The following is a 21,649-nucleotide window of genomic DNA, read 5'->3' as shown; positions in this document are numbered from 1 at the left end:
TTTTAAAAAAAAACCTTAAAACAGATTATATACTGTGCATATTAGGATTGAAATGATGAAGTTCAGAAAGCCTGAAAGCGGCACATCACTTTTAAAAATAGATGGTGATATGTTAAGAGGAAAGGTGGTGAAACGTTTAAACAGATTTGCTGTTTCTGTTGAGACAGAGATGGGGGAAATCCTATGCCATCTTCACGATCCAGGAAGACTGAAGGAACTTATTTTCCCAGGCTCTGATGTCATAATCAGAAGGAAAGAGGGCGAAAAGACATCCTATTCAATCACATACGCAGTAATTTCAGATGAACTTGTACTGATAGACAAAAGATTTGATAACAAGATAGCTGAAAATTTTATGGAAATGCCATTTTTCAGGGAGGTCTCTTACAGGGATAGCAGGTTTGATTTTTCAAAAGACAGTAATTTTGTGGAGGTGAAAGGATGTTCAATGAAGGTAAACAGTAATACTGTTGTGTTTCCTGATGCTCCATCGAAAAGGGCATCAAAGCATATCAGTCAACTCACTGAAATGAAAAAGGAGGGAAAATCTCCAGGCATAATTTTTTTAATATTCAGGGAGGCAGATTTTTTCTATCCCAACTTTTTAACAGATAGTGAATTTTCAAAAAATTTCTTTTCAGCTGTAAATGCAGGTATGGATATGCTATTCCCGGTTCTCAAAATAAAGCAAAATTCAGTAATACTCAGTAAATACGCTTCAGTTGGAAAAAATCCATTCACAGTAAAATAAATGTATTTTAATATCATGAAGATTGGATTTAATTGTTGAAGGATATCAAAAGATTAGTGAAAAGCAATTCCATAGTTTTGAAAACCATTTCAGGAATTTTGGTGATGATAATTACTGGCCTGTTGCTTACAGTTCCTTTGACTGGAATAAATGAATTAGCAGGCACTGAGCCAAGTCCTGATTTTGTCTACGCAGCTATTTTAGAAAACAATTCTATTATATGTCAAAATTCCAATTCAATCCCTATTTTTGCTTATAACGAAAGTATTGAACCTTCACTTTCAGTTAATTTTTACATGCTCTTTCTAAATTCCTATGATAAACCAATTATAAATACAACTTTTGAAATGTGTATCTGTGAATACTATTCCGATAATGAGGGTTCATATTCATATTCAATAATAGTTTCCAACGAAACAAATAATCATGGGATTTCTGTATTTCATTTCACAACATTACCAGATTATTATGGCAAAGCTATATTCATTCAAAATTTGGAGATGGGGGGTAAAAAGAATTTCCAATTTTTAATAGAAAAGCCCTCTTACACATCAAATAATCTAACTGACAATGATCTGGGAAATCGTGAAATTAAAAATTATACTGAAATATTCCAATTTCAGAATTTGGGAATGGGTATGATCGGTTATCAGCCCCTGATATATTCATACAACAAAAATAGTTCATGGGAATCATACAATCTTTCGGTGAGTTCAGAAATAAAAACAGATAATGGCAAATCCATATTCAAAAATTTTACACTTGAAGGCATATCTTACAATTCACCTTACCTCATTACATCACAGAATGAATATATATTGATGAATGAGGCAGAAAACAGATTTTTTAACAGTTCACTTGGAATAAACACCACAATTCTATTTGATAACAAGGAAATATGCAATAACTTTCTGACTTCAAATTATATTTTTCCATTTGACCAAAACACAAATTGTTACTCTTTGAATTTAACAGCATTTACCTTAACAGTATCCAATCTATCACCAGTAGCCAGTGGTCTCTTCATACTGGTATCAGTTATCCTTTCTATTTACTGTTTTGGATTTTTTCTCAAGAGCCCAAATACAGAAAATATAATAAGAGGCCCATTCAAAAGAAGGGACATAGTCTTGGGTACATATTTAACCTACCTGCTTTCAGGTATTATTACATTTGCTGTTGGAATACTATTATCCTTTGTGATCATAACAATTCTAAATTTCGATACAATTTTACAGGTTGGAATCATACCTATATCATATGCTATTTCATTTCTGATTTACTTCATAACACTAATGACTGTAGGTGCAATATCAATATTTTTCGCTACTATGTCTAGAAAGGGGATAATGTATGCAATAATGCCACTGATATTGTATTTCATAATTAACATTTCTTTGATTTCTTTTGTTTCTGGTTATTATTCTCCTGCAAATTCCACATTTTTCCCAGATTTCATTAACATAAATTATAATTCGCTTCCAAAATTGAGAGATTACTCCATAATATATGGGGCAGATCCTTTCCAGTCCCAGACTGCATTATTTTACTATATCTTCAGAACATATCCTCTGGGTGGCTTTGCATACAATCATCTCTCAAGCATCCTTTACTTTTCACCGGCAATAATTATTTCTGTTTCTGTATCTCTCTCACTCCTTTTACTTTTCATTTCAATAAAGTTATATGACAGGGATTGAATTCAAAAATGTTTTTAGAATAACAAATAAAAGAAAATTTTATATTTTTAAATTTTTCAATAATGTTAAAATATTAATTCAGTATGTGTATATTTGTGCTGAATAATAATTTTAAAGGAGAAATAATAGAAGTACTGAAGCATGAATATAATTCTCCATTGATTATATGCGGTTTTTCAGGAAAGACAAACATAGGTCTTATGATCACAGGATACCTCATAGAACAGATGCATATGCATGAAGTGGCAATGGTAAAATCACGAGACATTCCACCGGTTACAGTATTCGTGGGTGGAAAGATGAGAAGCCCATTTAGAATATATTCAGATGATTCTGGTAAAATCCTTGTGGTACAGTCAGAAGTGCCAATAGGGAATGAGGGTCTTTACAATCTATCGGAGGTTCTTGTGTCATTTTTCAAAAAGATTTCATCAAAGGAGGTCGTGGTGATGGAAGGTGTCCCGTATGAAGGTATACCTGAAGACACAAAATCATATATTGTTGCATCTCCAGAGAGAATTAAAAGTCTTGAGGGTAAAATTGATCCTGCAGAAGCAGCAATAATATCCGGTATGGGCGGTGCAATCATAAACCAGTGCATTATGGAAAATATTGAAAGTGTGGCAATTCTAACACCAATGTCAATAAGTTTACCTGATCCGGTTGCGTTGCTTGCATCCATTAATGCTCTTAATGATATCTATAACCTCAATATTAACGAGGACATAATAGAGGAAAATGTTAAGAAAATGCATGAGGAAATAGATAAAATAAAGAATGAATATTATGCGAAAAATAAGGATTCTGAAACACAGGATTCAATGTACAGGTAATTGATATGATAAGAGTAGGTATTAATGGATACGGAACAATAGGAAGAAGAGTTGCAGATGCCATAAGGTTGCAGAAAGATATGACAGTAACAGGCATAGTAAAGGTAACGCCTGATTATGTGGCAAAAACTGCAATGGAAAATTATACAATTTACACGTCAACGAAAGAAAACATGGAAAAATTCAAAGCCGCAGACATTCAAGTTGAAGGAACAATTGAAGATTTAATAGAGGCTTCTGATATTATAGTTGACGCATCTCCCGAAGGACAGGGAGAAAAGAACATGGAGATGTACAGGAAAAAAAGGGTTAAGGCAATAGTACAAGGGGGAGAAAGCGAGAAGATAGTGGAATCAAGTTTCAATGCTTATAGTAACTTTATGGACTCATGGGGAAAAGATTTTGTTAGGGTTGTGTCATGCAATACCACAGGTCTAGCCAGAACCCTTTCATCAGTCAATGAAATGTTTGGTATAAGGAAGGTGGAAGCAACACTGGTTAGAAGAGCAACAGATCCTAATGACAGTAAAAAAGGGCCTATAAATGGAGTGGAGCCCTCATTAAAATTCCCCTCACATCATGGTCCTGATCTTAAGACAGTTTTGAATGTTCCAGTGGCCAACACAGTGGCAATCAAAGTTCCCACCACACTCATGCATGTACATACTGTTATGGTTGAGACTGAAAAAAACCCAGACTCAGAAACATTTTTGGCAGGCATTAAGAATAAAAACAGAATAATTGTAATAAATGGAAAATCTGGGCTCATTTCCACTGCACAGGTTATGGACATGGCAAGGGAAATGGGAAGGAAAAGAGGAGATCTTTTTGAGATTGCTCTATGGAAGGAATCAATCTATGCTGGAGGCAATACCTTTAGATACATTCAGGCTGTACATCAGGAAAGTGATGTTGTACCTGAAAACGTTGATGCCATAAGAGCAATGATGCAAGAAGCTGAGAAAGAAAAATCCATTGAAATGACTGATAAGGCAATGGAAATGGGTAAGGTGAAGTGATGGAGAATTCGGATCAGGAAGAAAAAAGGATAGAGGACATACCTGGAGTGGGAGAAGCAACAGCAGAAAAGCTCAGGGAGAACGGTTATAATGACATAATGTCAATAGCAGTAGCTTCCCCAAAGGATTTATCAGAAAGCACAGGAATTGGGGAGGGCTCTGCAATTAAGATTATAGCAGCTGCCCGGAAGATGGCAGACATCGGAAATTTTGAAACAGGGGAAGAGATATTTCAGAAAAGAAGGGATGTTAAAAAACTTACGACAGGAAGCAAAAACCTTGACGGACTTCTCGGTGGTGGACTTGAGACACAGGCAATAACTGAATTCTTTGGAGAATTCGGATCTGGAAAAACACAGGTTATGCATCAGATCGCGGTTAATGCCACAATGTCTGTTGAAAAGGGTGGATTTGATTCAGACGTTCTTATAATAGATACGGAAAATACCTTCAGACCTGAAAGAATTATACAGATGTCAAGAGCAAAGGATCTTGATCCAGATGAGGTACTTAAGAGGATACACGTGGCGAGAGCATACAATTCTCACCATCAGATACTTCTGGGAGAAAAGGCAGGAGAGATGGCAAAGGATTATCATGCAAAATTACTCATAGTGGATTCTCTAACTGCCCATTTCAGATCGGAGTACATGGGAAGGGGCTCTCTTTCTGAGAGACAGCAATTATTAAACAGGCACATGCATGATCTTTTGAAATTCGGAACATTAAATAATGCTGTGATAGCGGTAACAAACCAGGTTGCTGCAAGACCAGATGTATTCTTCGGAGACCCAACAGCTCCCGTGGGTGGAAATGTTGTTGGTCATACGGCAACTTTTAGGATATACCTGAGAAAGGGGAAAGCCGGAAAACGAATAGCAAGGCTCATAGATTCCCCTTACCTTCCAGAAGGGGAGGCTGTAATATCTGTAACTGAAGACGGAATACTTGATGGATAGGTGAAAATATGTGGAAGTTATTAAATGATGAGTTTGGAAAATACAGCTCCCAAATGAAGGTTGTAAAATTTATGATTGAGTATGGTTTTTCAGTGAAGGAAAAATTTGATAATGAGTACTCAATGTTTTCAGGACCAGTAGAGGTCAGGCCAAGTGCACTTGCAATTGCAATAAATGTAGACAAGAGAGTGGTTAATGAGGTCATGAAAAAAATACTTTCAAAAAAGAACCTCTTTGAATTCTTTCAGAAGCTCCAACCCATAGCAGATGTAAGCAGTGCAAGTTCAAAGATGATGGGCTACGGTGTCATAGAGATAATACCTGAAGACGCCACAAAATCAGGAATTATTTCTGGCGTAATATCATCAATATCCAAAAGAGATATAGGAATAAGACAAGTTATCGTTCAGGATCCTGAAATACATGATGATCCAAGGGCAAGAATTGTAACAGATTCACAACTTCCTCCTGAACTAATTATGGAAATAAAAAACCTGAAAGGGGTAAAGGGTGTACTTGTTCTATAGAACGGGGATATTTTATGATAGGTGGCAAAAGAAAGCAGAAGGATGAAAAGGTTGAAAGGGAAAGAAGGATAAATTATGTTGATCTTGACAGATATGAAATAAACATAGAGCCTTCTATGCAGGTATTTTATGTAGAATTGAAGAATCTTGATAATATGGATGTTTACGAGGAAGCCATTAAATCAGGAAACATTATAATATTCAACGCAAAGTTTGCAACAATAGATGAAATGAGGAAAAAAACTGTTGAAAGTGCGATCAATCAGCTAAAGAAAAACTGTAATGCCCAGGCAAAGAAATTTGAATCTTACTTTTACATAGTGGCACCTCCTGGAGTGGACGTGGGTAGAAACATTCTGTAAACAATAAGGAATGATTAAATACGATTGAGTGATTGTTTTTTTGTGATGAATGAGATTCAAAACTTAACAGATATCATTCATTTCTCAAATAAGGGTGATATATATGAATGTAGATCCAAATTTAACAAAGTATATGATAAAGATAAAATTGACTACGGACGGTGTGGTTGAAAAGCCCGATGTTGTTGGGGCAATTTTTGGTCAGACAGAGGGTCTTCTAGGTGAGGAATTAGATCTGAGGGACCTTCAGAAGAGCGGGAAAATAGGTAGAATAGAAGTTGATATTGATAGCAAAAAAGGAAAAACAGAGGGTACTGCGCTTATACCTTCAGGTCTGGATCAGGTGGAGACTTCAATACTTGCAGCATCACTTGAGACAATTGACAGGATAGGTCCCTGCAAAGCAAAAGTTGAGGTCGTTGAAATTGAGGATGTTAGGGAAGCAAAGAGAAAGAAGATTGTTGAGAGGGCCGAAGAACTTTACAAGAAGATGAACACCAGTGGAAGATCCGTAAGTGAAAATCTTGTGAAGGAAGTCAGGGAAGAGGTTGAGAGATCAGAAATAATAACATACGGAGAAGAAAAGCTTCCTGCAGGTCCAGCAATCAAAGATTCAGATTCAATCATAGTTGTTGAGGGTAGAAATGACGTTCTTAATCTCCTTAGATATGGAATAAAGAATACAATAGCAGTCCAGGGAACGAACATTCCACAGACGGTTGCAAAGCTATCCAGGGAAAAGACAGTTACGGTTTTTTTGGACGGAGACAGAGGCGGGGACCTCATTCTAAAAGAAATGCTTCAGGTGGCCGAGGTGGATTTTGTTGCTAGAGCACCACCAGGTACAGAGGTTGAAGAACTTACTTACAAACAGGTATACAAGGCATTGAGGTACAAAACACCTCTGGAGCAGTATCTTTCAAGCAGAAACATGGGTAATGAGCTTAAGAATTACAGGGAAAAAACTCATCCTGAAGCGGCAGATCAGATCACGGTGGAAACCACAGAGAATAATAAACCATCTGAAAATTCTCATGAAAAAGATCAGAGAAGAAATGAAAAAACAGAGAAAGAAAATGAAAAAAGGAATGAACAGATTGAAGTCATTCATAATGATAAAAAGAACGATCACAATCATGAAAAAACAGTCGTAGAGGTGCAGAGTCAAAAGAAAGAATTATCGGTTAATGATCCCGATGGACTTAAAAAAAGGATAAATGAACTCAATGAAAAGAAAATGACTGAGATTTACATTAATGATAAGGAGAAGCCATTTGAAGTATCTGTGGTTGAGGCACCAGATGAAATGGATAAACTTAATTCGGTAAATAAGGTGATAACTGGCGGTGTAATCTCCCAGAGACTCATAGACATTGCACAGAAGAAGGGTGCAGAAGTTATTTATGGTTACAGAAAAGGAAACATTACAAAAATACCGGCAAGTTTAAGAATAGTATCTCTGATGGATGAATGAAATATGCAGGAATTTGAAGATATAAAAACAACAGAGGATGTTCAAATACCAGAGAACCCTCTGGAAAGGGTCATAGGGCAAAAAGAGGCAGTCAATATAGCAAGAATTTCCGCAAGACAGAGAAGGCATTTGCTTCTTGTGGGGCCACCTGGCGTTGGAAAATCCATGATAGCCCAGGCAATATCTTTTCTGATTGAAAAACCTGAAACGGAAGTAAGAGTTATTCACAACCCAAGATATCCTGAGAGGCCTTTTATAGAAATAAAAAAGAGACAGGAGGTAGAACAGGAAAGCGAAGAGATGTCAGGAGCTGAAGGATATCTTATGGATCCATCAGAAATACCACAGGATGTGGCAGTAAAACTCGGATACAGATGTGGAAATTGTGGATACATATCATCTTATTCTGAAACAAGATGTCCAAGGTGTGGAAGCATAAAGTTTGAAAAGAGTGGTGAAACTCCATTTGGTGATATGTTTACCGCTTTGAATGCAGCCCTGGGGGTACAGAATAACCAGGAAAGAGTATCCTCAACCAGAAGAATAGGCGATAAACAGGAAGTCATAGTATATGAGAGGGCAAACGAAAAGGTCAGGGTACTAGATGAGAGAACCTTGGAAAGAAGAAGAAAACTGGATAAAAAAAGTCCCAGCAAGGTTATAGTTCCACTGAACAGGAATACCTTTGTTATGGCAACTGGAGCCTCAGACACAGAACTTCTGGGGGATGTCAGGCATGACCCTTATGGTGGGCATCCGCAGCTAGGAACAATGCCATACGAGAGAGTAATTGCTGGTGCAATACATGAGGCACATGAAGGGGTTCTTTTCGTTGATGAAATAACACATCTTGGCGATCTTCAAAGAAGTATATTTACAGCAATGCAGGAGAAGAAATTTCCAATTGTGGGAAGAAACCCTCAGAGTGCAGGGGCAAGCGTGAGGGTTGATGGGGTTCCCACTGATTTCATTTTGGTTGCCGCTTGCAATATACAGGACCTTCCAAGAATTTTAAGCCCCTTGAGATCAAGAATCGCAGGGAATGGATATGAAGTACTTATGGAAGTTTCCATGCCATACAATGAGGATTCAAAAATGAAATATTTACAGTTCATTGCACAGGAAATAGCATATGACAGAAAGATTCCACATATGACACTTGAAGGTGCCAAAATAATAATAGGAGAAGGAAAGAGAAGAGCAAAGATAATCGACAGAAAGGAGAATGCATTAACACTTAGATTAAGGGAACTGGGAGGTCTCATAAGAGCGGCAGGGGATCTGGCAGTTCTGGAAGGCTCATCATATATTGACAAGGAACACGTATTGCAGGCATTAAAGATATATTCTCCAGTGGAGGAAAAGATAAACCGTGTGTATGGTAATATGGGAAATGCAATAGATAGCGAAAATACAGCTTCCCAGAAAAACAATTATTATTATGCAGACCCATCAGTATATTCCGATAACCTTTACAGGTAAATATTTAAAACGTTTTTTTAATTAAATTAAAACATTTTGAAATTTACAGTTAAAGTTAATAAAGTTAATTTAATCATCTCTAAGGTGATAATATGGCAGTAAGTTTAGGAGAAAAGGCACCAGATTTTTTGGTAAACACCACGAAAGGCCCAATGAGTTTTTCAACCCTAAAGGGGAAATGGGTTCTTCTGTTTTCTCATCCGGCAGATTTTACACCGGTATGCACAACTGAATTTCTCGCTTTCACAGAAAACTACGAGCAGTTCAAAAAATTAAATGTTGAACTAATCGGCCTAAGTATAGACAGCATATACAGTCATATAGCCTGGACAAGAGATATAAAGGAGAAATACGGTGTTGAGGTACCATTTCCAATAATAGCTGATATAAACAAGGAAGTAGCAAGCAAGTTCAATATAATTAACCCTGACGATGGAATGACAGTAAGGGGGGTTTTCATAATAGATCCAAATCAGAAGGTTAGATGGATTGCTTATTATCCAGCAGAGGTTGGAAGAAGCATTCCTGAACTCATTAGGGTTATCAAGGCATTGCAATTCAACTGGGAGAACAAACTTGCAACACCTGCCAACTGGAAGGAGGGTGAACCAGGGGTTTTGGGAGCACCTGCCACTCTTGAAGAAAGTTACAAGAGAGAGAAAGATGGTGCTGAAAGATGGTACCTTAAAAGATTCAAACCATGATGTATTATGGTACTTTGTGCAATGTTTAACATCACAGGGATGGATTCACACCCCTCCACCTTATGTGTTGAGGAAAAAAATTTTTTTGAATCAATCTCCTTTTTTTCCGATATTGATCTGAATTATGCTGATGAATATCTTGGGGATTTTATTGAAAAATTTGCCAGGAAAGACGAAATTATGCCTGAGGATAAAACAGTGGGCTTTGTCGTGATTAATCTACCTAAGAAAACTACCATTCTGGCATTTCAGAAAAAGTATGCGGAGAATTTCAACGTAAAAAAAGCAGCCCAGGAGATGGAAAAAAAAGGGTTCAGGGTTGAATTGGAAATAGAATAATAAAATAATAAAATTAATATGTTATAATATATTAGTCTCTTATGCAATCAGAAAAAGTCATACTGGTATCGACAAATTACATAGCTGGGTATAAAATAGTGAAGGTCATTGGAACAATATGGGGAACAACAGTAAGAAGCCGTGGAATAGGAGGCAATGTTATGGCAAATCTTAGGGCCTTGAGAGGTGGTGAGATAAAGGAGTATGTACAGCTTCTTAATGAATCTAGGAATATGGCATTGCAGAGACTAATGGAGGAGGCTAAAACTGTTGGTGCAAATGCAGTTATAGACATAAAATTTGATTCTGCCGATTTTGCTCAGACAATGACTGAAATAGTGGCATATGGCACAGCGGTGGTTGTAGAACCATCCACAGAAAACAGGGAGGCTGTTTCATTACAGTGATTAAATAATCTTAATATATTCTTTTTTAATGATCTATTATGATAGACGCCATATGGGAATGGGTAATTGTATTAGCTGTTATTTTGATATTATTTGGAAATGCAAAAAAAATCCCTGAGTTTGCCAGAAATTTGGGTAGGGCAAGTGGAGAATTCAAAAAGGGCCAGGCAGAAATTCAGAATGAAATAACAAAGATGACAAATCCTGAAAACAATGTAAACAACCCAGATTTAAACAGCAGAATAATGGAGACTGCCAGTTCTATGGGAATAGATACTAGAAACAAATCTATTGATCAGGTTAAAAAGGAACTATCTGAGAAGTTGAAGACTGAATGATATCAAATAATGGCTTTTTTAAGGTCATTACAGAGAATATAGAAGACCTTAGAAGGGCATTATTGAGAATTTTGTACCCATTTCTGGCCGTCTTTGTAATCTTCTTAATGTTTGATTTAAGAAATGTTAATTTTTTCAATTTTAAATTGTATTTCATATACCCTGATCCATATAAAAACATGGGAGCACAGTTTCTTTCACTTCTTATTAGTCATACAATAAGCAAGAAATTTGAGCTTCTTGCAATTAAACCCACAGATGGTGTGGTTGCTGATCTCTATTCCTGTCTTTTTCTTTCATTCATGTTCACATCGCCTAACATATCTTATCAGATAGGATCATTCATAGGTCCCGCATTGAAAAAGGAAGAGAAACAGGTAGTTAAAAAGGTATTTTATCCTGGCCTATCCCTTTTCATTTTTGGTTCTTTCATCGGTGTATATTTCATTTCACCACTTCTCTTTGACATACTTTACGATTTTGACCTGGGCGTGGGTGCCGTACCATCAATGAGCATTACCAGTTTTGTATCCTTTTTTCTCATCTATGTGATTTCATTTGGCCTTGCCTTTGAGACGCCTGTGATCATGTTTGGTCTCTCAAGCATAGGTATAGTTGATAAATATTACTGGAGGAGAAACTGGAGATATGCTGTGGTGGCAGCTCTTATATTCGGAGTTATCTTCTCACCTGGTGTAACCGGTTTTACCATGATGCTTCTTGCTATTCCCATAATAGCGCTATACTTTGGAGGAATGCTTATAACTGAAAAATATGCAGGCAATTTTAGAAAGAATCAAAATGATCAGACCTGAATTTTTCCAACTCTTTTAGTTTGATCTCATCTTTATTCATATGAAATACGGATTCCAGATAATGATCAATCTCATTTTTTTTCATCTGTCTCCTATATTTGATCCTTTTGAAATAAAATTTATCAAGGCTCCTTGCCTCTTCAACGGCACGCTCAAATCCACCACGAACCAGTGGTGTTGAAGAGTACATCGCATATTCTTTTGTTGTGAAGAAATCTCCACTGAGAACAAGGGAAATATTTCTGAAATTATCATACATGTATTCAGGAGTTGTCAATATTAATGGAAAATTAAACCGGCTTTCAGGAAATCCAAATAAAGTGTCATTTTCGCAAACAATAGCATCACAGAGAAGTGAAAGTTCAAAACCTGCTCCTAAACAATTTCTATTTATTTGAAGAACAACAGGGGCAGGGTACTCTCTTATAAGTTCTCCAACTGTCAGGCCAAGATTAACTAGATCCATTACAAATCTGTCATCCCTGATAAGAACGCAGGAACAGTCATACCCTGATATGCTTCCGCTCTCAGTTCTTATTATTATTGGTTGTTTTTTCTCATTGGATGAAACACTTACAATTACTTGAATTAGATCTTGCAGTGTTTCAACATCAATTATGGATGATGAAGGCTCCTTTATTAGAATTTCAAAATATTTTTCCTTTTCAAAGGCATTTACTTTCTTTAATACATGGTCAGGTTGTATCTTTCATCTGCCTCCTCATAGCTTTTTCTATCATGAATTCCAAGGATCTCACTTGTTCTCTTCATCACATCCTCATATTTTGAAGGCAACCCATGCTCAATGGAATCCCACTCCCTGGATAGTATTAGGCGACCTTTCCTTTCATAAAAAAAGATCTGTTCACCGGTCTTCTTAATTTCATGAAGAATTTCTGCCACTCTTTCTGGTGATTCCTCCTTAGAAAGCTCATCAATGTAATTAGAAGCATCTATCATTTATCATCACACCTCTTTCCATTAAATGATGGGAGATTAACATTGTATCTATCCCTGCAGTACTCACAGGTATAGGAAAGCCTTTTAGCAAGCTCCAATTTTTCCTTCTCCCCAAGCCATTCTCCTGACAAGCCCTGGAATATTTCAGTTTCCAATTTTTCATGATCAATTTCATTGCTGAAGAATGATAATATTGATTGTAGAATTCTCACTCTGTTTTTTAAAAGGCCCTTTCTATCATATTTTACCTGCCTATCCATAACTTTTAACCTTTTTTTTATGAAGTTCATCATATCGTCCATTTCACCTGAGAGCATTGCACTTTCTATAAGATATATGTCACCTAAATCTCTCATTTTATATCCCTCCAAATCCTGTTGTGAATCCTGCAAGTGTAGGTTCGTAGAATATTATCAGGGAGAATAAAAACATCAATATGGCTGAAATCACAACTGGAACTACCACTGAACTGGGAAGCTTTTCATCTGTTGTACCATTATTCCTGAACATAACCACTATCACTCTAAGATAATAGAAAACAGATATGGCGCTATTCAAAATTCCTATAACGGCCAAATACCAGAGATTTGCACTTATTAGTGATAAGAAGAGGTAATATTTTGCAAAAAATCCTGCTACAGGAGGAATCCCTGCCAGTGACAGCATTAATACTGAGAGGGAAATTGCGAAGGAGGGAGATCTTTTTCCCATTCCAGACAGGTCTTCAATCATTACTTTTTCTTTCTTTACAGCATCAGCAGCAAGGAATGACCCTCCCTTCATGAAGATGTAAACTAGTGAATAATACATTGCTGAGAATAATGCTATTGTGAACACAAATGATGATGATGAGTAAGATACAGCAGATATTACCAGAATGAGATAACCTGCCTGAGCTATGCTTGAATAGGCAAGCATTCTTTTGAAATTATTTTCTGAAAGTGCTGCAAAATTACCGTAGGTCATTGTGATTATGGATATTATTGTAAACAGTATGAAAACATCACCCTTAATGGATTCAAATCCAATGAGAAAAACTCTCAGCAAAAGAAGGTAGGCAAGAGTCTTGGTTCCACTTGCAAGAAATGCTGAAACAGAGTTTTCTGTTCCGTCATATGCATCTACAGCCCACTGATGCATTGGTACTATTGCTAGCTTGAAACCAAGTCCAACAAATAGAAGTATCAGAGCTATAAGCATAGAGTGATTATCTATGGAAAGAGGAACGAGGTTGAAAGTTCCAGTGGAAAGATAATAGTATGATGAACCGAGAACGATAAAACCGGTGGCAATAATTCCAGTGAAGAAATATTTGGCAGATGCTTCTAGATTTCTTTTTGTTCTTCCAAAAGCTGCCAGTATGTATGTACCTATGCTGATACCTTCAAATGATATGAAGATGAATATCAAGTTAAGGCTGAAAGCTGCTATTATAATTGCAACATTTACGAAAAGAAGCACAGAGAAAAAAATCTCCGGATTGTGGTTTATTTTCTTTCCTGCAGAATATGATATGTAGGCAGAAGAGGCAAGAGATATAAGAGCAAAAAATATGCCAAAATTATTTATAAGGAAGGCATTTTCATAAAAAGATGTTGATACTCCTGTGTCGTAAAGAAGTATTAGAAGAGCTGTTATTGTAAACACACCTATGCTGAATAATGAGTATATAGTGGAATCCCCACTTCTTTTAATTTTACCACTTGCCAGAAATACAAAACCCATCAAACCAAGAAATATTACCGGAATCATTGTTTCAAATTGACTATTATAAAATATCATAAAACTGCCTCCACATATTTAAGAATAATGGAATAAAATGCGTTTGGATAAACTCCAAGAAGAAGTATAATGAGGAAAAGGAATGCGAGAATACCTATTTCAAATGTATTGCCGTCCCTGAGTTCACCTAAGTTCTCATTGTACGGGCCATTCAAAGTTCTCTGAGCAACCCATATATGGTAGGATGCAGTTATTATCATACCAAATATGATGAGGAAAATAATAACTCCAATTTCATAATATGAACTTAGAACAACCGATGCCTCTGCAATGAAGCCTGCCAATCCTGGAAGACCGAGAGACGCCATCAATCCGCCTAGCATGAATGATGAGAGCACGGGCATATTCTTAAATAGACCGGACATTCCTGTTGCATAATCTGTTTTTGTTCTTTTCATTATGAAAAAGAGGGAACCAAACAACAGAGCCATTATCAGTCCGTGAGCAAGTATTTGATATATTCCACCTGCAACTGCCAGTGTCACATCAGATGAATTTCCTGAACCTATTATTGCAATTCCTAGTGAAACATTTATGAAACCCATTGATGCTGCGCTGGCATATGATAACATCCTTTTAATATTGGGCTGAAACATTGCTGTGAATGCAAAATATATGAGACTGATTATTCCAAGGGTTATTATTAACCATCCAAGATTGCTACCAAGAACAGAAGAAATTGGTAAAAGGACATCAAAAAATCCATATCCTCCCATAAGTGATATGCCTCCAGCCAGCACTATTGTTACAGGGTAGGGTGCAGAAGTATAGGCGTCCGGAAGCCATGAATGCAATGGGAAGGACGGCATTTTCACAAGGAAGGCGAATAAAAATCCAAAGTAAACAAAATAGGCCCAGAATGGCTGTACATTCAAAATATAAGTGGAAATAAAAGAAGGGGAAAGAAGTTTCAGCATGTTAAGTGTAAATACATGGTAATTGTTATAATAAAATGAGAAAAGCGTCAGTATTGAAAGTAATAGGAAAACTGATCCAATCTGAGTGTAAACGAAGAACTTTAATGAAGCCTTCTCCTTTCTCTGATCACCATATATTGCAATCAGAAGAAATACCGGAATTATTACTGCCTCCCAGAAAATGTAGAAGAAGATAAAATTTCTTGAATATAGAAGGCCAAAAAGCCCAAGCTCAGTGGTCATCAACAAACCGTAAAATCTTGAATCAAATTTTTCTCTCCCAGAAACATACACTGCAGTAAAAATCACTATTGAAGATAGAAAAATGAGTGTAATGGAAAGTGGAGTTACTGAACCAAGGAAAGAAATTCCTATTGACTTATCGATTGGATAGTTTACAGAGATGGCCAATGCATTACTTTTGGAAAATGTTCTTGTTATTCCATATATGGTAACAAGAACCGCCAGAACTGTACTCTCGGTAAGAGCAACCTCCCATGAATACTTCTTTGTAAGAAAAGGGATAATTGCAAATATTATTGTAAGCAGGAATATAATTAGAAAGAACATTCTTACAGACCTCCAAATATTTCAAGTACGATGAATATTAAAGCTATGCTCCCTATAAGGAAAAGGAAATAATACTCTATTATACCATTTTGTATCTTCCTTAAAACTGAACCAAAGGATAATGAAGCTTCACCAGTCTTCTCAACCCCAATTGAGTAGTAATTTTCAAACGTTGCAATGGCCGATGATATTGGTAGAATAACTCTTTCTGCTATTATTCGAGTGTAAAGATAATCAAGGAAATATTTCCATTTAAGTATTTTATATCCTTTATTCTTTGAAATATCAATCTTCTGCCAGTAACCTGTCAGGTATATGGATGCTGTTATCACTATTCCTAAGGCAACCAATATAAGGGGTGTGAAGGAAATTAGCTCAGGTACCACTGGATGGATTGTATTTGGTGTTATAAAATCGTAGAATCTGTACTGTATGATCCCAAGCCCAAGAGAGAGGGCTGCCAGTATCATTAGTGGTATCAGCGCAATTTTGTTTGGATCCTTGGCCTCCTCAGCAAGCTTCGACCTTGGTTTACCAAGTGCAACCAGGAAAAACATTCTAAAAGTATATAGTGAGGTCATGAAAGCACCTATTGTTAGAAATATCCACGGAATTAGATTAATGGGATTATTGCCAAAATAATTAAAATAAACGTAAGCAGCATCTATTATGGTATCCTTCGAGAAGTATGCAGCCGTAGGAGGAATTGCAGCTAATGTTATGGAACCAATGAACATAAGAGTTATAGTTACTGGCATCCTCCGCCATAAGCCGCCCATTTTTTTAACATCTCTAAGTTCCATTAATGCAAGAAGTATTGCTCCTGCAGTCATGAAAAGAAGGGCCTTGAATACAGCATGCACCACAAGATGAAACATGGAATATCCTACAACGTTGTTTCCAAGGGCGGTAACCAGTCCAAGGGCTGCAGTCATATATCCTATCTGGCTTATTGTGGAATACGCAAGTATTCTCTTTAGATCATTAACTACAATTCCAATTGTACCTGCAAAAACTGCGGTAAATGATCCAATATAGAGTACTGTTTCAGGTGCAATTGAATAAGCACTTGAAAATATAGGAAGGACTCTGGCAACCAGATAAACACCTGCTGTTACCATTGTTGCTGCATGGATAAGTGCAGAAACCGTTGTAGGACCTTCCATTGCATCTGGAATCCACACATGCAATGGGAATTGTGCTGATTTACCAATCGCACCACCAAATAGAAGCAATGCAATCACTGTCAGATTCCATCTTCCAATTTCAGAGGCAATTGCATTTGCATTTGTTATTATATATGGGATGCTCAGTGGAGAGTTTGGATAATAAGCACTTAGGAGAGAATACAGGATGCCCATACCAATAAGAAATAGAAGATCCCCAACTCTTGTTACTATGAAGGCTTTTTTTGCTGCGGAGGCAGCATTAGGTTTGAAGAACCAGAATCCTACGAGAAGATAGGAACAAAGTCCAACAAGCTCCCAGAAAAGGAAGAATTCAAGTAAATTGGACGAAATAACAAGTCCAAGCATCCCTCCAGTGAAGAGTGCAGTTTCAGCAAAGTAAACGTTTTTTCTTGGGTCGTCTTTCATGTAATAAATGGCAAAAAGGTGAATCATCAATGAAACAAATGAAACCATTAATGCCATTATAATTGCAAGATGATCTATGTAAATACCAAAGTCAATGTTTGCAAACCATTCATAGTGTTGGTATATTGGTGTTGAAGAGTTCCTTATACTTAAGAATCCCAATATTGAAATTATAAGACTTATCAATATTGAAATAGAGGAGAGAGGGCCAGACAACCTCTTGTACTTTATTCCTGAAATCAGTATTATTGGGGAGAAAATAATTGGAGTAAGAAATATGAACCAGTATTGATCTAACAATTATTCACCACCTTATGCTCTGAAGGAGCGATATGTCTATCTTACCATATCTCCTGTAAATGGCAACAAGAATGCTTATTCCAGTTGCAGACTCAACGGCAGCAATTGCAATTGTAAATAGACCCATGATTAAAGGAGATGTTGAACCTGTACCAATTGCTGTAGATACAAGACTTAATATTGCTCCGTTAAGTAGCAATTCCACTGATATTAGCATCTTAATCCCAAGTTTTGACACCATTATTCCATAAAGACCTATTGAAAATATTGCTAGTGCAACCAACTGTACAAAAAACTGGTACATCTACTCATCATCCTCCGCATTATGAAACATACCTATTATACCGGCTACCAGTACCACTGAAAGCAATTCAAATGGTATAAGGTATATGTTGAATAACTCATCAGAAATGCTTTTGATAGATTGCTGAACAGGTATGTACGTCCCACCTATAAACAGCACCTCAAGCATAATCACTATGAAAAAAAGTATTGAGGCAATTGCAGCAGGAATTCTATTCAATTTCCTTACCTCCTGTTAACATCATTGTGAATACTAGAAGTGAGGATACTGCTCCAACGTAAACAAGAAGTTCTATGGCACCAAGAAGTGTTGCCCCAATAAATATGAAATCAGCACCAAGAACAAATAAAAACATCATCAGATATATTATTGATCTAACAACATCCCTCTGATGGACCGCCGACATAGCCAGAGCAAGAAGTATTACTGTAAAAATTATTTCAATTATCAGGTATATCATTTCTTGACCTCTTTCTCAGGTTTTTCAAGTTCAAGTGGATCATAAAAGAATATGTTCTTGGTTCTTGCTGTTTCGAATTCATCCGTTAAATATATTGCATCTGTTGGGCATATTTCTTCGCAGTTTCTGCACACTGTACAAGTTCCAAAATTGACTGAAGGGTATATCTTTCTCTTGTTTCTTGGATTATCCTTATCAAGATGAACCATTGTAATTGTAAGGTTGGGGCAAACCTGCTCACAGAGGGTGCATCCTACACAATCATCCGTGCTCAGGTTAATTCTGAATCTGAACCTGTCCCTGATAATGCCTTTTTCCTCAGGATATTGAACAGTTACCGGCTTCTCGAAAGCATGCTTGAAAACGTTTCCCATCCCTCTTAGCATACCGGCAAATGGAATATGTTTCGGTTCCTCTACTTCTTTTACTTTAATCATATAATCCCTCCTAGTACGAGTATCCCTGCTAGTACAAGATTTATAAAAGATATTGGAAGAAGGTATTTCCATCCGAAATTCACAAACTTATCTATTCTTACTCTTGGCATAGAAAGCCAAACTGTCATGGATATCACCACTATAATTATTGTTTTTACTAGAAGCCATATGAAACCTATGTAACTCTCATAAGGCCCGTTATAGCCTCCAAGGTAGATGGTACTTATGAGCATAGAGCCCAAGAAAATTGTACCAAAAAGACCAAGATAAAACATTCCGAATCTCATACCTGAATATTCTGTTGTATTTCCCGTAACAAGTTCACTATCGCTTTCCCCCATATCAAAGGGAGAATATGAGGCTCTTGCAATCATTGCCACAAAAAACACAAAAAAGCCCAGCGGTTCCAGTATTGCATATGGTATAATTTGTGTTGTCACCACCTGGGTTAATGATGTCGGCACTTCTGTCCTTGCTGAAGCCATAACTATTACAGCAAGTATGGACAGCATCATTGGCACTTCAAAGGAAATATCCTTAGCCACACCCCTTAGGGCCCCAAGAACCGCATACTTATTATTAGAACTTATTCCAGAAAGCACTTCACCAATTGGCATTATTGCCAGAAGTGCAAAAATTATTATGAGACCTATGTCCGAGTGAGTAACTGTGAGATTACCAAACCATGCAAGTGGCCCATAAGGGATGAAAATAAACCCCATCATCAGACCAACAAAAACAAGAAGAGGTGCTACTTTATAAGGAAGATCATTTCTCCCTTGAGGAAGTACTGACTCCTTTTGTATAAGTTTAAGTCCGTCTGCCATAACCTGTAAAATCCCAAATTTACCAACTCTATTTGGACCTCTTCTTATTTGCACCCTTGCCATATATTTTCTGAAAAAGTATACCATCCCTGCCACAACAACCGTGGCGAAAACAAGAACTATTATTGTCTCAATGAGATATGCAAGAATATATGCAGGATAATGAGTCAGTGGAGACAATATATCAGCTATCCTTGTAAGGAGATTCATCTGTCAACCTCCCCGAACACTAAATCTATGGATCCGGATATTGCAATCAGATCTGCTATCAATACATCCTTTGCAAGATATGGCAAAACTGACAGATTTTTAAAAGCAGGACTTCTTACATGAACTCTGTAAGGTTTGACCCCTCCGTCACCCACAAGATAAACTCCAAACTCTCCCTTTGGTGCTTCAGTTCTGGCATATACATCCCCTTCGCCTCTAAGCCTTATCATAAGTGATTTCTTTGCCTTAGGGTTAAAATAAGGTCCATCTGGTATCTTGTCAATGGCCTGTTCCACTATCTTTATTGATTGTCTCATCTCTTCAAATCTTACAAGGAATCTGCCATAAACATCTTTCCTTTTTGATATTGGTATGTCAAAGTTCAACTTATCATACATTAGGTAAGGTTCATCCTTCCTAACATCGTATGGTATTCCCGAAGCTCTTAACATTGGACCAGTCACACCATAACTTATTGCAACATCAGGTTCCAGAATTCCAACATTTTTTGTACGGGAAAGAAAAATATCATTTTTAACAAACAGATTGAATATTTCATCCAGTTTTTTAGGGAATTCTTTTGCGTATTCCTTAATTTCGTAAATAATCTTATCGTTAAAATCCTGATAAACGCCACCTATGCTCATGTAGTTGGTCTGCTGCCTTGAACCAGATATTTCTGCAAAAAGATCAAGTATTTTTTCCCTGAGTTCGAAAACATAGAAGAATGGTGTCAACATTCCAAGGTCCAGGCCAAAAGCTCCTGCCCATACAAGATGTCCTGCTATCCTGCTCAATTCACACATAACAGTTCTTATCCACTTTGCTCTCTCTGGAACATCTATTCCCAGCAATTTTTCCGCAGCTTCCAGATAGCCAGCCTCCATATTCATGGCAGAAACATAGTCCATTCTGTCAAAATATATCAATGAATCGCAGTAGTAGTCCAGTTCACATATTTTTTCTGCATTCCTGTGAAGGTAACCAATGACAGGTTCCACCTTTTTCACAGTCTCCCCGTCAAGTGTGAGTTTTAATCTTAATACACCATGTGTTGAGGGATGCTGTGGACCCATGTTCAGTTCTATTAGTCTGTTTTTCAGCGCCCCTTCCTGCATTACCACCCATCCCCCGGATCAAAACTAACATAATCTTCTCCATTCTCATCCATGTTTACATACTGAACTTTGCTCATATCATAATCCTTTCTTAAGGGATAACCGTTCCAACCCTCAGGAAGTAATATTCTCCTCAAATCGGGATGCCCTTCAAATATTATGCCCATCATATCATACTGCTCTCTCTCATCCCAGTTTGCGCTGTCATAAAGTGATGTGAGACTCGGAACCCGTGAGTTTGTAGTTGAAGTTTTTACCACAATCATGGAATTGTCCGCCATTCTTTCAAGGTGATAAACAACTTCAATTCTATCTCTGAAGTCAACACCCGTTATCAATGACAGATGATCAAAGCCCTTTTCCTTCAGGTCTCTGATGAGCTCAACGAGATGCTCTTTTTCAACCCTGAGCACCTTTCTTCCTTTTTTATCCAACTCTTCCTTAACTTCATATGACATA

General features: G+C 37.0%; 27 protein-coding genes. 14 read left to right on the top strand and 13 right to left on the bottom strand.

Going from position 1 to position 21,649, the window contains the following annotated elements; genetic code table 11:
- Nucleotides 1–52 precede the first annotated feature (52 nt).
- From ACNF4Z_RS01505 to ACNF4Z_RS01440, 14 genes are all read left to right on the top strand, one after another.
- Complete coding sequence (locus ACNF4Z_RS01505) at nucleotides 53–751, top strand: DNA/RNA nuclease SfsA (protein ID WP_458327475.1); 699 nt, start codon at nucleotides 53–55, stop codon at nucleotides 749–751.
- A 104-nt stretch (nucleotides 752–855) separates the two neighbouring features.
- Complete coding sequence (locus ACNF4Z_RS01500; protein WP_458327474.1) at nucleotides 856–2,451, top strand: ABC transporter permease; 1,596 nt, start codon at nucleotides 856–858, stop codon at nucleotides 2,449–2,451.
- An 83-nt stretch (nucleotides 2,452–2,534) separates the two neighbouring features.
- Nucleotides 2,535–3,284, top strand: a complete 750-nt coding sequence (locus ACNF4Z_RS01495) for a proteasome assembly chaperone family protein (RefSeq protein ID WP_458327473.1) — start codon at nucleotides 2,535–2,537, stop codon at nucleotides 3,282–3,284.
- Between the two features lie 5 nt (nucleotides 3,285–3,289).
- A complete protein-coding gene (locus ACNF4Z_RS01490) occupies nucleotides 3,290–4,303 on the top strand; it encodes a type II glyceraldehyde-3-phosphate dehydrogenase (RefSeq protein ID WP_458327472.1) in 1,014 nt (337 codons plus the stop codon).
- A complete protein-coding gene (radA, locus tag ACNF4Z_RS01485) occupies nucleotides 4,303–5,262 on the top strand; it encodes a DNA repair and recombination protein RadA (protein ID WP_458327471.1) in 960 nt (319 codons plus the stop codon). The genes ACNF4Z_RS01490 and radA overlap by 1 nt, the downstream gene beginning before the upstream one ends.
- Before the next feature lie 8 nt (nucleotides 5,263–5,270).
- Nucleotides 5,271–5,789, top strand: a complete 519-nt coding sequence (locus ACNF4Z_RS01480) for a regulator (RefSeq protein ID WP_458327470.1) — start codon at nucleotides 5,271–5,273, stop codon at nucleotides 5,787–5,789.
- 14 nt (nucleotides 5,790–5,803) lie between these two features.
- Nucleotides 5,804–6,151: a hypothetical protein gene (locus tag ACNF4Z_RS01475; RefSeq protein WP_458327469.1), complete on the top strand. Its 348-nt coding sequence runs from the start codon at nucleotides 5,804–5,806 to the stop codon at nucleotides 6,149–6,151.
- 103 nt (nucleotides 6,152–6,254) lie between these two features.
- Complete coding sequence (dnaG, locus tag ACNF4Z_RS01470) at nucleotides 6,255–7,625, top strand: DNA primase DnaG (protein WP_458327468.1); 1,371 nt, start codon at nucleotides 6,255–6,257, stop codon at nucleotides 7,623–7,625.
- Between the two features lie 3 nt (nucleotides 7,626–7,628).
- Complete coding sequence (locus tag ACNF4Z_RS01465; RefSeq protein WP_458327467.1) at nucleotides 7,629–9,107, top strand: ATP-binding protein; 1,479 nt, start codon at nucleotides 7,629–7,631, stop codon at nucleotides 9,105–9,107.
- A 92-nt stretch (nucleotides 9,108–9,199) separates the two neighbouring features.
- Entirely contained in the window at nucleotides 9,200–9,811 is a 612-nt protein-coding gene (locus tag ACNF4Z_RS01460; protein WP_458327466.1) for a peroxiredoxin, read from the top strand.
- A gap of 6 nt (nucleotides 9,812–9,817) precedes the next feature.
- The gene (locus ACNF4Z_RS01455) at nucleotides 9,818–10,150 is read left to right on the top strand and encodes a TA0956 family protein (RefSeq protein ID WP_458327465.1); all 333 of its coding nucleotides are present in this window, start codon (nucleotides 9,818–9,820) and stop codon (nucleotides 10,148–10,150) included.
- Nucleotides 10,151–10,191: 41 nt separating this feature from the next.
- Nucleotides 10,192–10,557 (top strand): heavy metal-binding domain-containing protein, encoded by a 366-nt coding sequence (locus ACNF4Z_RS01450; protein WP_458327464.1) that lies wholly within the window; start codon nucleotides 10,192–10,194, stop codon nucleotides 10,555–10,557.
- A gap of 38 nt (nucleotides 10,558–10,595) precedes the next feature.
- Nucleotides 10,596–10,895, top strand: coding sequence for a twin-arginine translocase TatA/TatE family subunit (locus tag ACNF4Z_RS01445; protein WP_458327463.1), 300 nt, complete (start codon nucleotides 10,596–10,598; stop codon nucleotides 10,893–10,895).
- Nucleotides 10,892–11,710: a twin-arginine translocase subunit TatC gene (locus ACNF4Z_RS01440; protein WP_458327462.1), complete on the top strand. Its 819-nt coding sequence runs from the start codon at nucleotides 10,892–10,894 to the stop codon at nucleotides 11,708–11,710. Before ACNF4Z_RS01445 ends, ACNF4Z_RS01440 begins: the two co-directional genes overlap by 4 nt.
- Here the strand turns inward: ACNF4Z_RS01440 and ACNF4Z_RS01435 are convergent.
- Genes ACNF4Z_RS01435 through ACNF4Z_RS01375 form a run of 13 tightly spaced genes read right to left on the bottom strand, consistent with a single transcriptional unit; the run spans nucleotide 11,682 to nucleotide 21,648 of the window.
- The gene (locus ACNF4Z_RS01435) at nucleotides 11,682–12,350 is read right to left on the bottom strand and encodes an enoyl-CoA hydratase/isomerase family protein (protein ID WP_458327655.1); all 669 of its coding nucleotides are present in this window, start codon (nucleotides 12,348–12,350) and stop codon (nucleotides 11,682–11,684) included. The genes ACNF4Z_RS01440 and ACNF4Z_RS01435 overlap by 29 nt on opposite strands.
- A gap of 44 nt (nucleotides 12,351–12,394) precedes the next feature.
- Nucleotides 12,395–12,670 carry a hypothetical protein gene (locus ACNF4Z_RS01430; RefSeq protein ID WP_458327461.1) on the bottom strand — a complete coding sequence of 92 codons (276 nt, stop codon included), beginning with the start codon at nucleotides 12,668–12,670 and terminating at the stop codon, nucleotides 12,395–12,397.
- Entirely contained in the window at nucleotides 12,667–13,026 is a 360-nt protein-coding gene (locus ACNF4Z_RS01425; protein WP_458327460.1) for a hypothetical protein, read from the bottom strand. The genes ACNF4Z_RS01430 and ACNF4Z_RS01425 overlap by 4 nt, the downstream gene beginning before the upstream one ends.
- A gap of 1 nt (nucleotide 13,027) precedes the next feature.
- Nucleotides 13,028–14,452: an NADH-quinone oxidoreductase subunit NuoN gene (gene nuoN, locus ACNF4Z_RS01420; protein ID WP_458327459.1), complete on the bottom strand. Its 1,425-nt coding sequence runs from the start codon at nucleotides 14,450–14,452 to the stop codon at nucleotides 13,028–13,030.
- Nucleotides 14,449–15,939, bottom strand: coding sequence for a complex I subunit 4 family protein (locus ACNF4Z_RS01415; protein ID WP_458327458.1), 1,491 nt, complete (start codon nucleotides 15,937–15,939; stop codon nucleotides 14,449–14,451). Before ACNF4Z_RS01415 ends, nuoN begins: the two co-directional genes overlap by 4 nt.
- A gap of 2 nt (nucleotides 15,940–15,941) precedes the next feature.
- The gene (locus tag ACNF4Z_RS01410; RefSeq protein ID WP_458327457.1) at nucleotides 15,942–17,834 is read right to left on the bottom strand and encodes an NADH-quinone oxidoreductase subunit 5 family protein; all 1,893 of its coding nucleotides are present in this window, start codon (nucleotides 17,832–17,834) and stop codon (nucleotides 15,942–15,944) included.
- 4 nt (nucleotides 17,835–17,838) lie between these two features.
- Nucleotides 17,839–18,138, bottom strand: a complete 300-nt coding sequence (gene nuoK, locus ACNF4Z_RS01405; RefSeq protein ID WP_458327456.1) for an NADH-quinone oxidoreductase subunit NuoK — start codon at nucleotides 18,136–18,138, stop codon at nucleotides 17,839–17,841.
- Nucleotides 18,139–18,357, bottom strand: coding sequence for a hypothetical protein (locus ACNF4Z_RS01400; protein ID WP_458327455.1), 219 nt, complete (start codon nucleotides 18,355–18,357; stop codon nucleotides 18,139–18,141).
- The gene (locus tag ACNF4Z_RS01395; protein WP_458327454.1) at nucleotides 18,350–18,598 is read right to left on the bottom strand and encodes an NADH-quinone oxidoreductase subunit J; all 249 of its coding nucleotides are present in this window, start codon (nucleotides 18,596–18,598) and stop codon (nucleotides 18,350–18,352) included. Before ACNF4Z_RS01395 ends, ACNF4Z_RS01400 begins: the two co-directional genes overlap by 8 nt.
- Nucleotides 18,595–19,035 carry an NADH-quinone oxidoreductase subunit NuoI gene (gene nuoI / locus ACNF4Z_RS01390; protein ID WP_458327453.1) on the bottom strand — a complete coding sequence of 147 codons (441 nt, stop codon included), beginning with the start codon at nucleotides 19,033–19,035 and terminating at the stop codon, nucleotides 18,595–18,597. Before nuoI ends, ACNF4Z_RS01395 begins: the two co-directional genes overlap by 4 nt.
- Nucleotides 19,032–20,072, bottom strand: coding sequence for an NADH-quinone oxidoreductase subunit NuoH (gene nuoH, locus ACNF4Z_RS01385; RefSeq protein WP_458327452.1), 1,041 nt, complete (start codon nucleotides 20,070–20,072; stop codon nucleotides 19,032–19,034). Before nuoH ends, nuoI begins: the two co-directional genes overlap by 4 nt.
- On the bottom strand, nucleotides 20,069–21,190 hold the full coding sequence (locus tag ACNF4Z_RS01380; RefSeq protein ID WP_458327451.1) for an NADH-quinone oxidoreductase subunit D: 1,122 nt from the start codon (nucleotides 21,188–21,190) through the stop codon (nucleotides 20,069–20,071). Before ACNF4Z_RS01380 ends, nuoH begins: the two co-directional genes overlap by 4 nt.
- Nucleotides 21,190–21,648 carry an NADH-quinone oxidoreductase subunit C gene (locus tag ACNF4Z_RS01375; protein ID WP_458327450.1) on the bottom strand — a complete coding sequence of 153 codons (459 nt, stop codon included), beginning with the start codon at nucleotides 21,646–21,648 and terminating at the stop codon, nucleotides 21,190–21,192. The genes ACNF4Z_RS01380 and ACNF4Z_RS01375 overlap by 1 nt, the downstream gene beginning before the upstream one ends.
- Nucleotide 21,649: the final 1 nt, after the last annotated feature.

The sequence above is a fragment of the Caldiplasma sukawensis genome, assembly GCF_052315375.1.
Lineage (GTDB): Archaea > Thermoplasmatota > Thermoplasmata > Thermoplasmatales > Thermoplasmataceae > Cuniculiplasma.
Note: the sequence above shows the minus strand (reverse complement) of the source record. Positions and strands in the feature narration are given on the sequence as shown.

Coding starts and splice junctions, on each gene's coding strand:
- ACNF4Z_RS01505 (WP_458327475.1), top strand. CDS start 53: ATGATGAAGTTCAGAAAGCCTGAAAGCGGCACATCACTTTTAAAAATA.
- ACNF4Z_RS01500 (WP_458327474.1), top strand. CDS start 856: ATGATAATTACTGGCCTGTTGCTTACAGTTCCTTTGACTGGAATAAAT.
- ACNF4Z_RS01495 (WP_458327473.1), top strand. CDS start 2,535: ATGTGTATATTTGTGCTGAATAATAATTTTAAAGGAGAAATAATAGAA.
- ACNF4Z_RS01490 (WP_458327472.1), top strand. CDS start 3,290: ATGATAAGAGTAGGTATTAATGGATACGGAACAATAGGAAGAAGAGTT.
- radA (WP_458327471.1), top strand. CDS start 4,303: ATGGAGAATTCGGATCAGGAAGAAAAAAGGATAGAGGACATACCTGGA.
- ACNF4Z_RS01480 (WP_458327470.1), top strand. CDS start 5,271: ATGTGGAAGTTATTAAATGATGAGTTTGGAAAATACAGCTCCCAAATG.
- ACNF4Z_RS01475 (WP_458327469.1), top strand. CDS start 5,804: ATGATAGGTGGCAAAAGAAAGCAGAAGGATGAAAAGGTTGAAAGGGAA.
- dnaG (WP_458327468.1), top strand. CDS start 6,255: ATGAATGTAGATCCAAATTTAACAAAGTATATGATAAAGATAAAATTG.
- ACNF4Z_RS01465 (WP_458327467.1), top strand. CDS start 7,629: ATGCAGGAATTTGAAGATATAAAAACAACAGAGGATGTTCAAATACCA.
- ACNF4Z_RS01460 (WP_458327466.1), top strand. CDS start 9,200: ATGGCAGTAAGTTTAGGAGAAAAGGCACCAGATTTTTTGGTAAACACC.
- ACNF4Z_RS01455 (WP_458327465.1), top strand. CDS start 9,818: ATGGTACTTTGTGCAATGTTTAACATCACAGGGATGGATTCACACCCC.
- ACNF4Z_RS01450 (WP_458327464.1), top strand. CDS start 10,192: ATGCAATCAGAAAAAGTCATACTGGTATCGACAAATTACATAGCTGGG.
- ACNF4Z_RS01445 (WP_458327463.1), top strand. CDS start 10,596: ATGATAGACGCCATATGGGAATGGGTAATTGTATTAGCTGTTATTTTG.
- ACNF4Z_RS01440 (WP_458327462.1), top strand. CDS start 10,892: ATGATATCAAATAATGGCTTTTTTAAGGTCATTACAGAGAATATAGAA.
- ACNF4Z_RS01430 (WP_458327461.1), bottom strand. CDS start 12,670: ATGATAGATGCTTCTAATTACATTGATGAGCTTTCTAAGGAGGAATCA.
- ACNF4Z_RS01425 (WP_458327460.1), bottom strand. CDS start 13,026: ATGAGAGATTTAGGTGACATATATCTTATAGAAAGTGCAATGCTCTCA.
- nuoN (WP_458327459.1), bottom strand. CDS start 14,452: ATGATATTTTATAATAGTCAATTTGAAACAATGATTCCGGTAATATTT.
- ACNF4Z_RS01415 (WP_458327458.1), bottom strand. CDS start 15,939: ATGTTCTTTCTAATTATATTCCTGCTTACAATAATATTTGCAATTATC.
- nuoK (WP_458327456.1), bottom strand. CDS start 18,138: ATGTACCAGTTTTTTGTACAGTTGGTTGCACTAGCAATATTTTCAATA.
- ACNF4Z_RS01395 (WP_458327454.1), bottom strand. CDS start 18,598: ATGATATACCTGATAATTGAAATAATTTTTACAGTAATACTTCTTGCT.
- nuoI (WP_458327453.1), bottom strand. CDS start 19,035: ATGATTAAAGTAAAAGAAGTAGAGGAACCGAAACATATTCCATTTGCC.
- nuoH (WP_458327452.1), bottom strand. CDS start 20,072: ATGAATCTCCTTACAAGGATAGCTGATATATTGTCTCCACTGACTCAT.
- ACNF4Z_RS01380 (WP_458327451.1), bottom strand. CDS start 21,190: ATGCAGGAAGGGGCGCTGAAAAACAGACTAATAGAACTGAACATGGGT.
- ACNF4Z_RS01375 (WP_458327450.1), bottom strand. CDS start 21,648: ATGTCATATGAAGTTAAGGAAGAGTTGGATAAAAAAGGAAGAAAGGTG.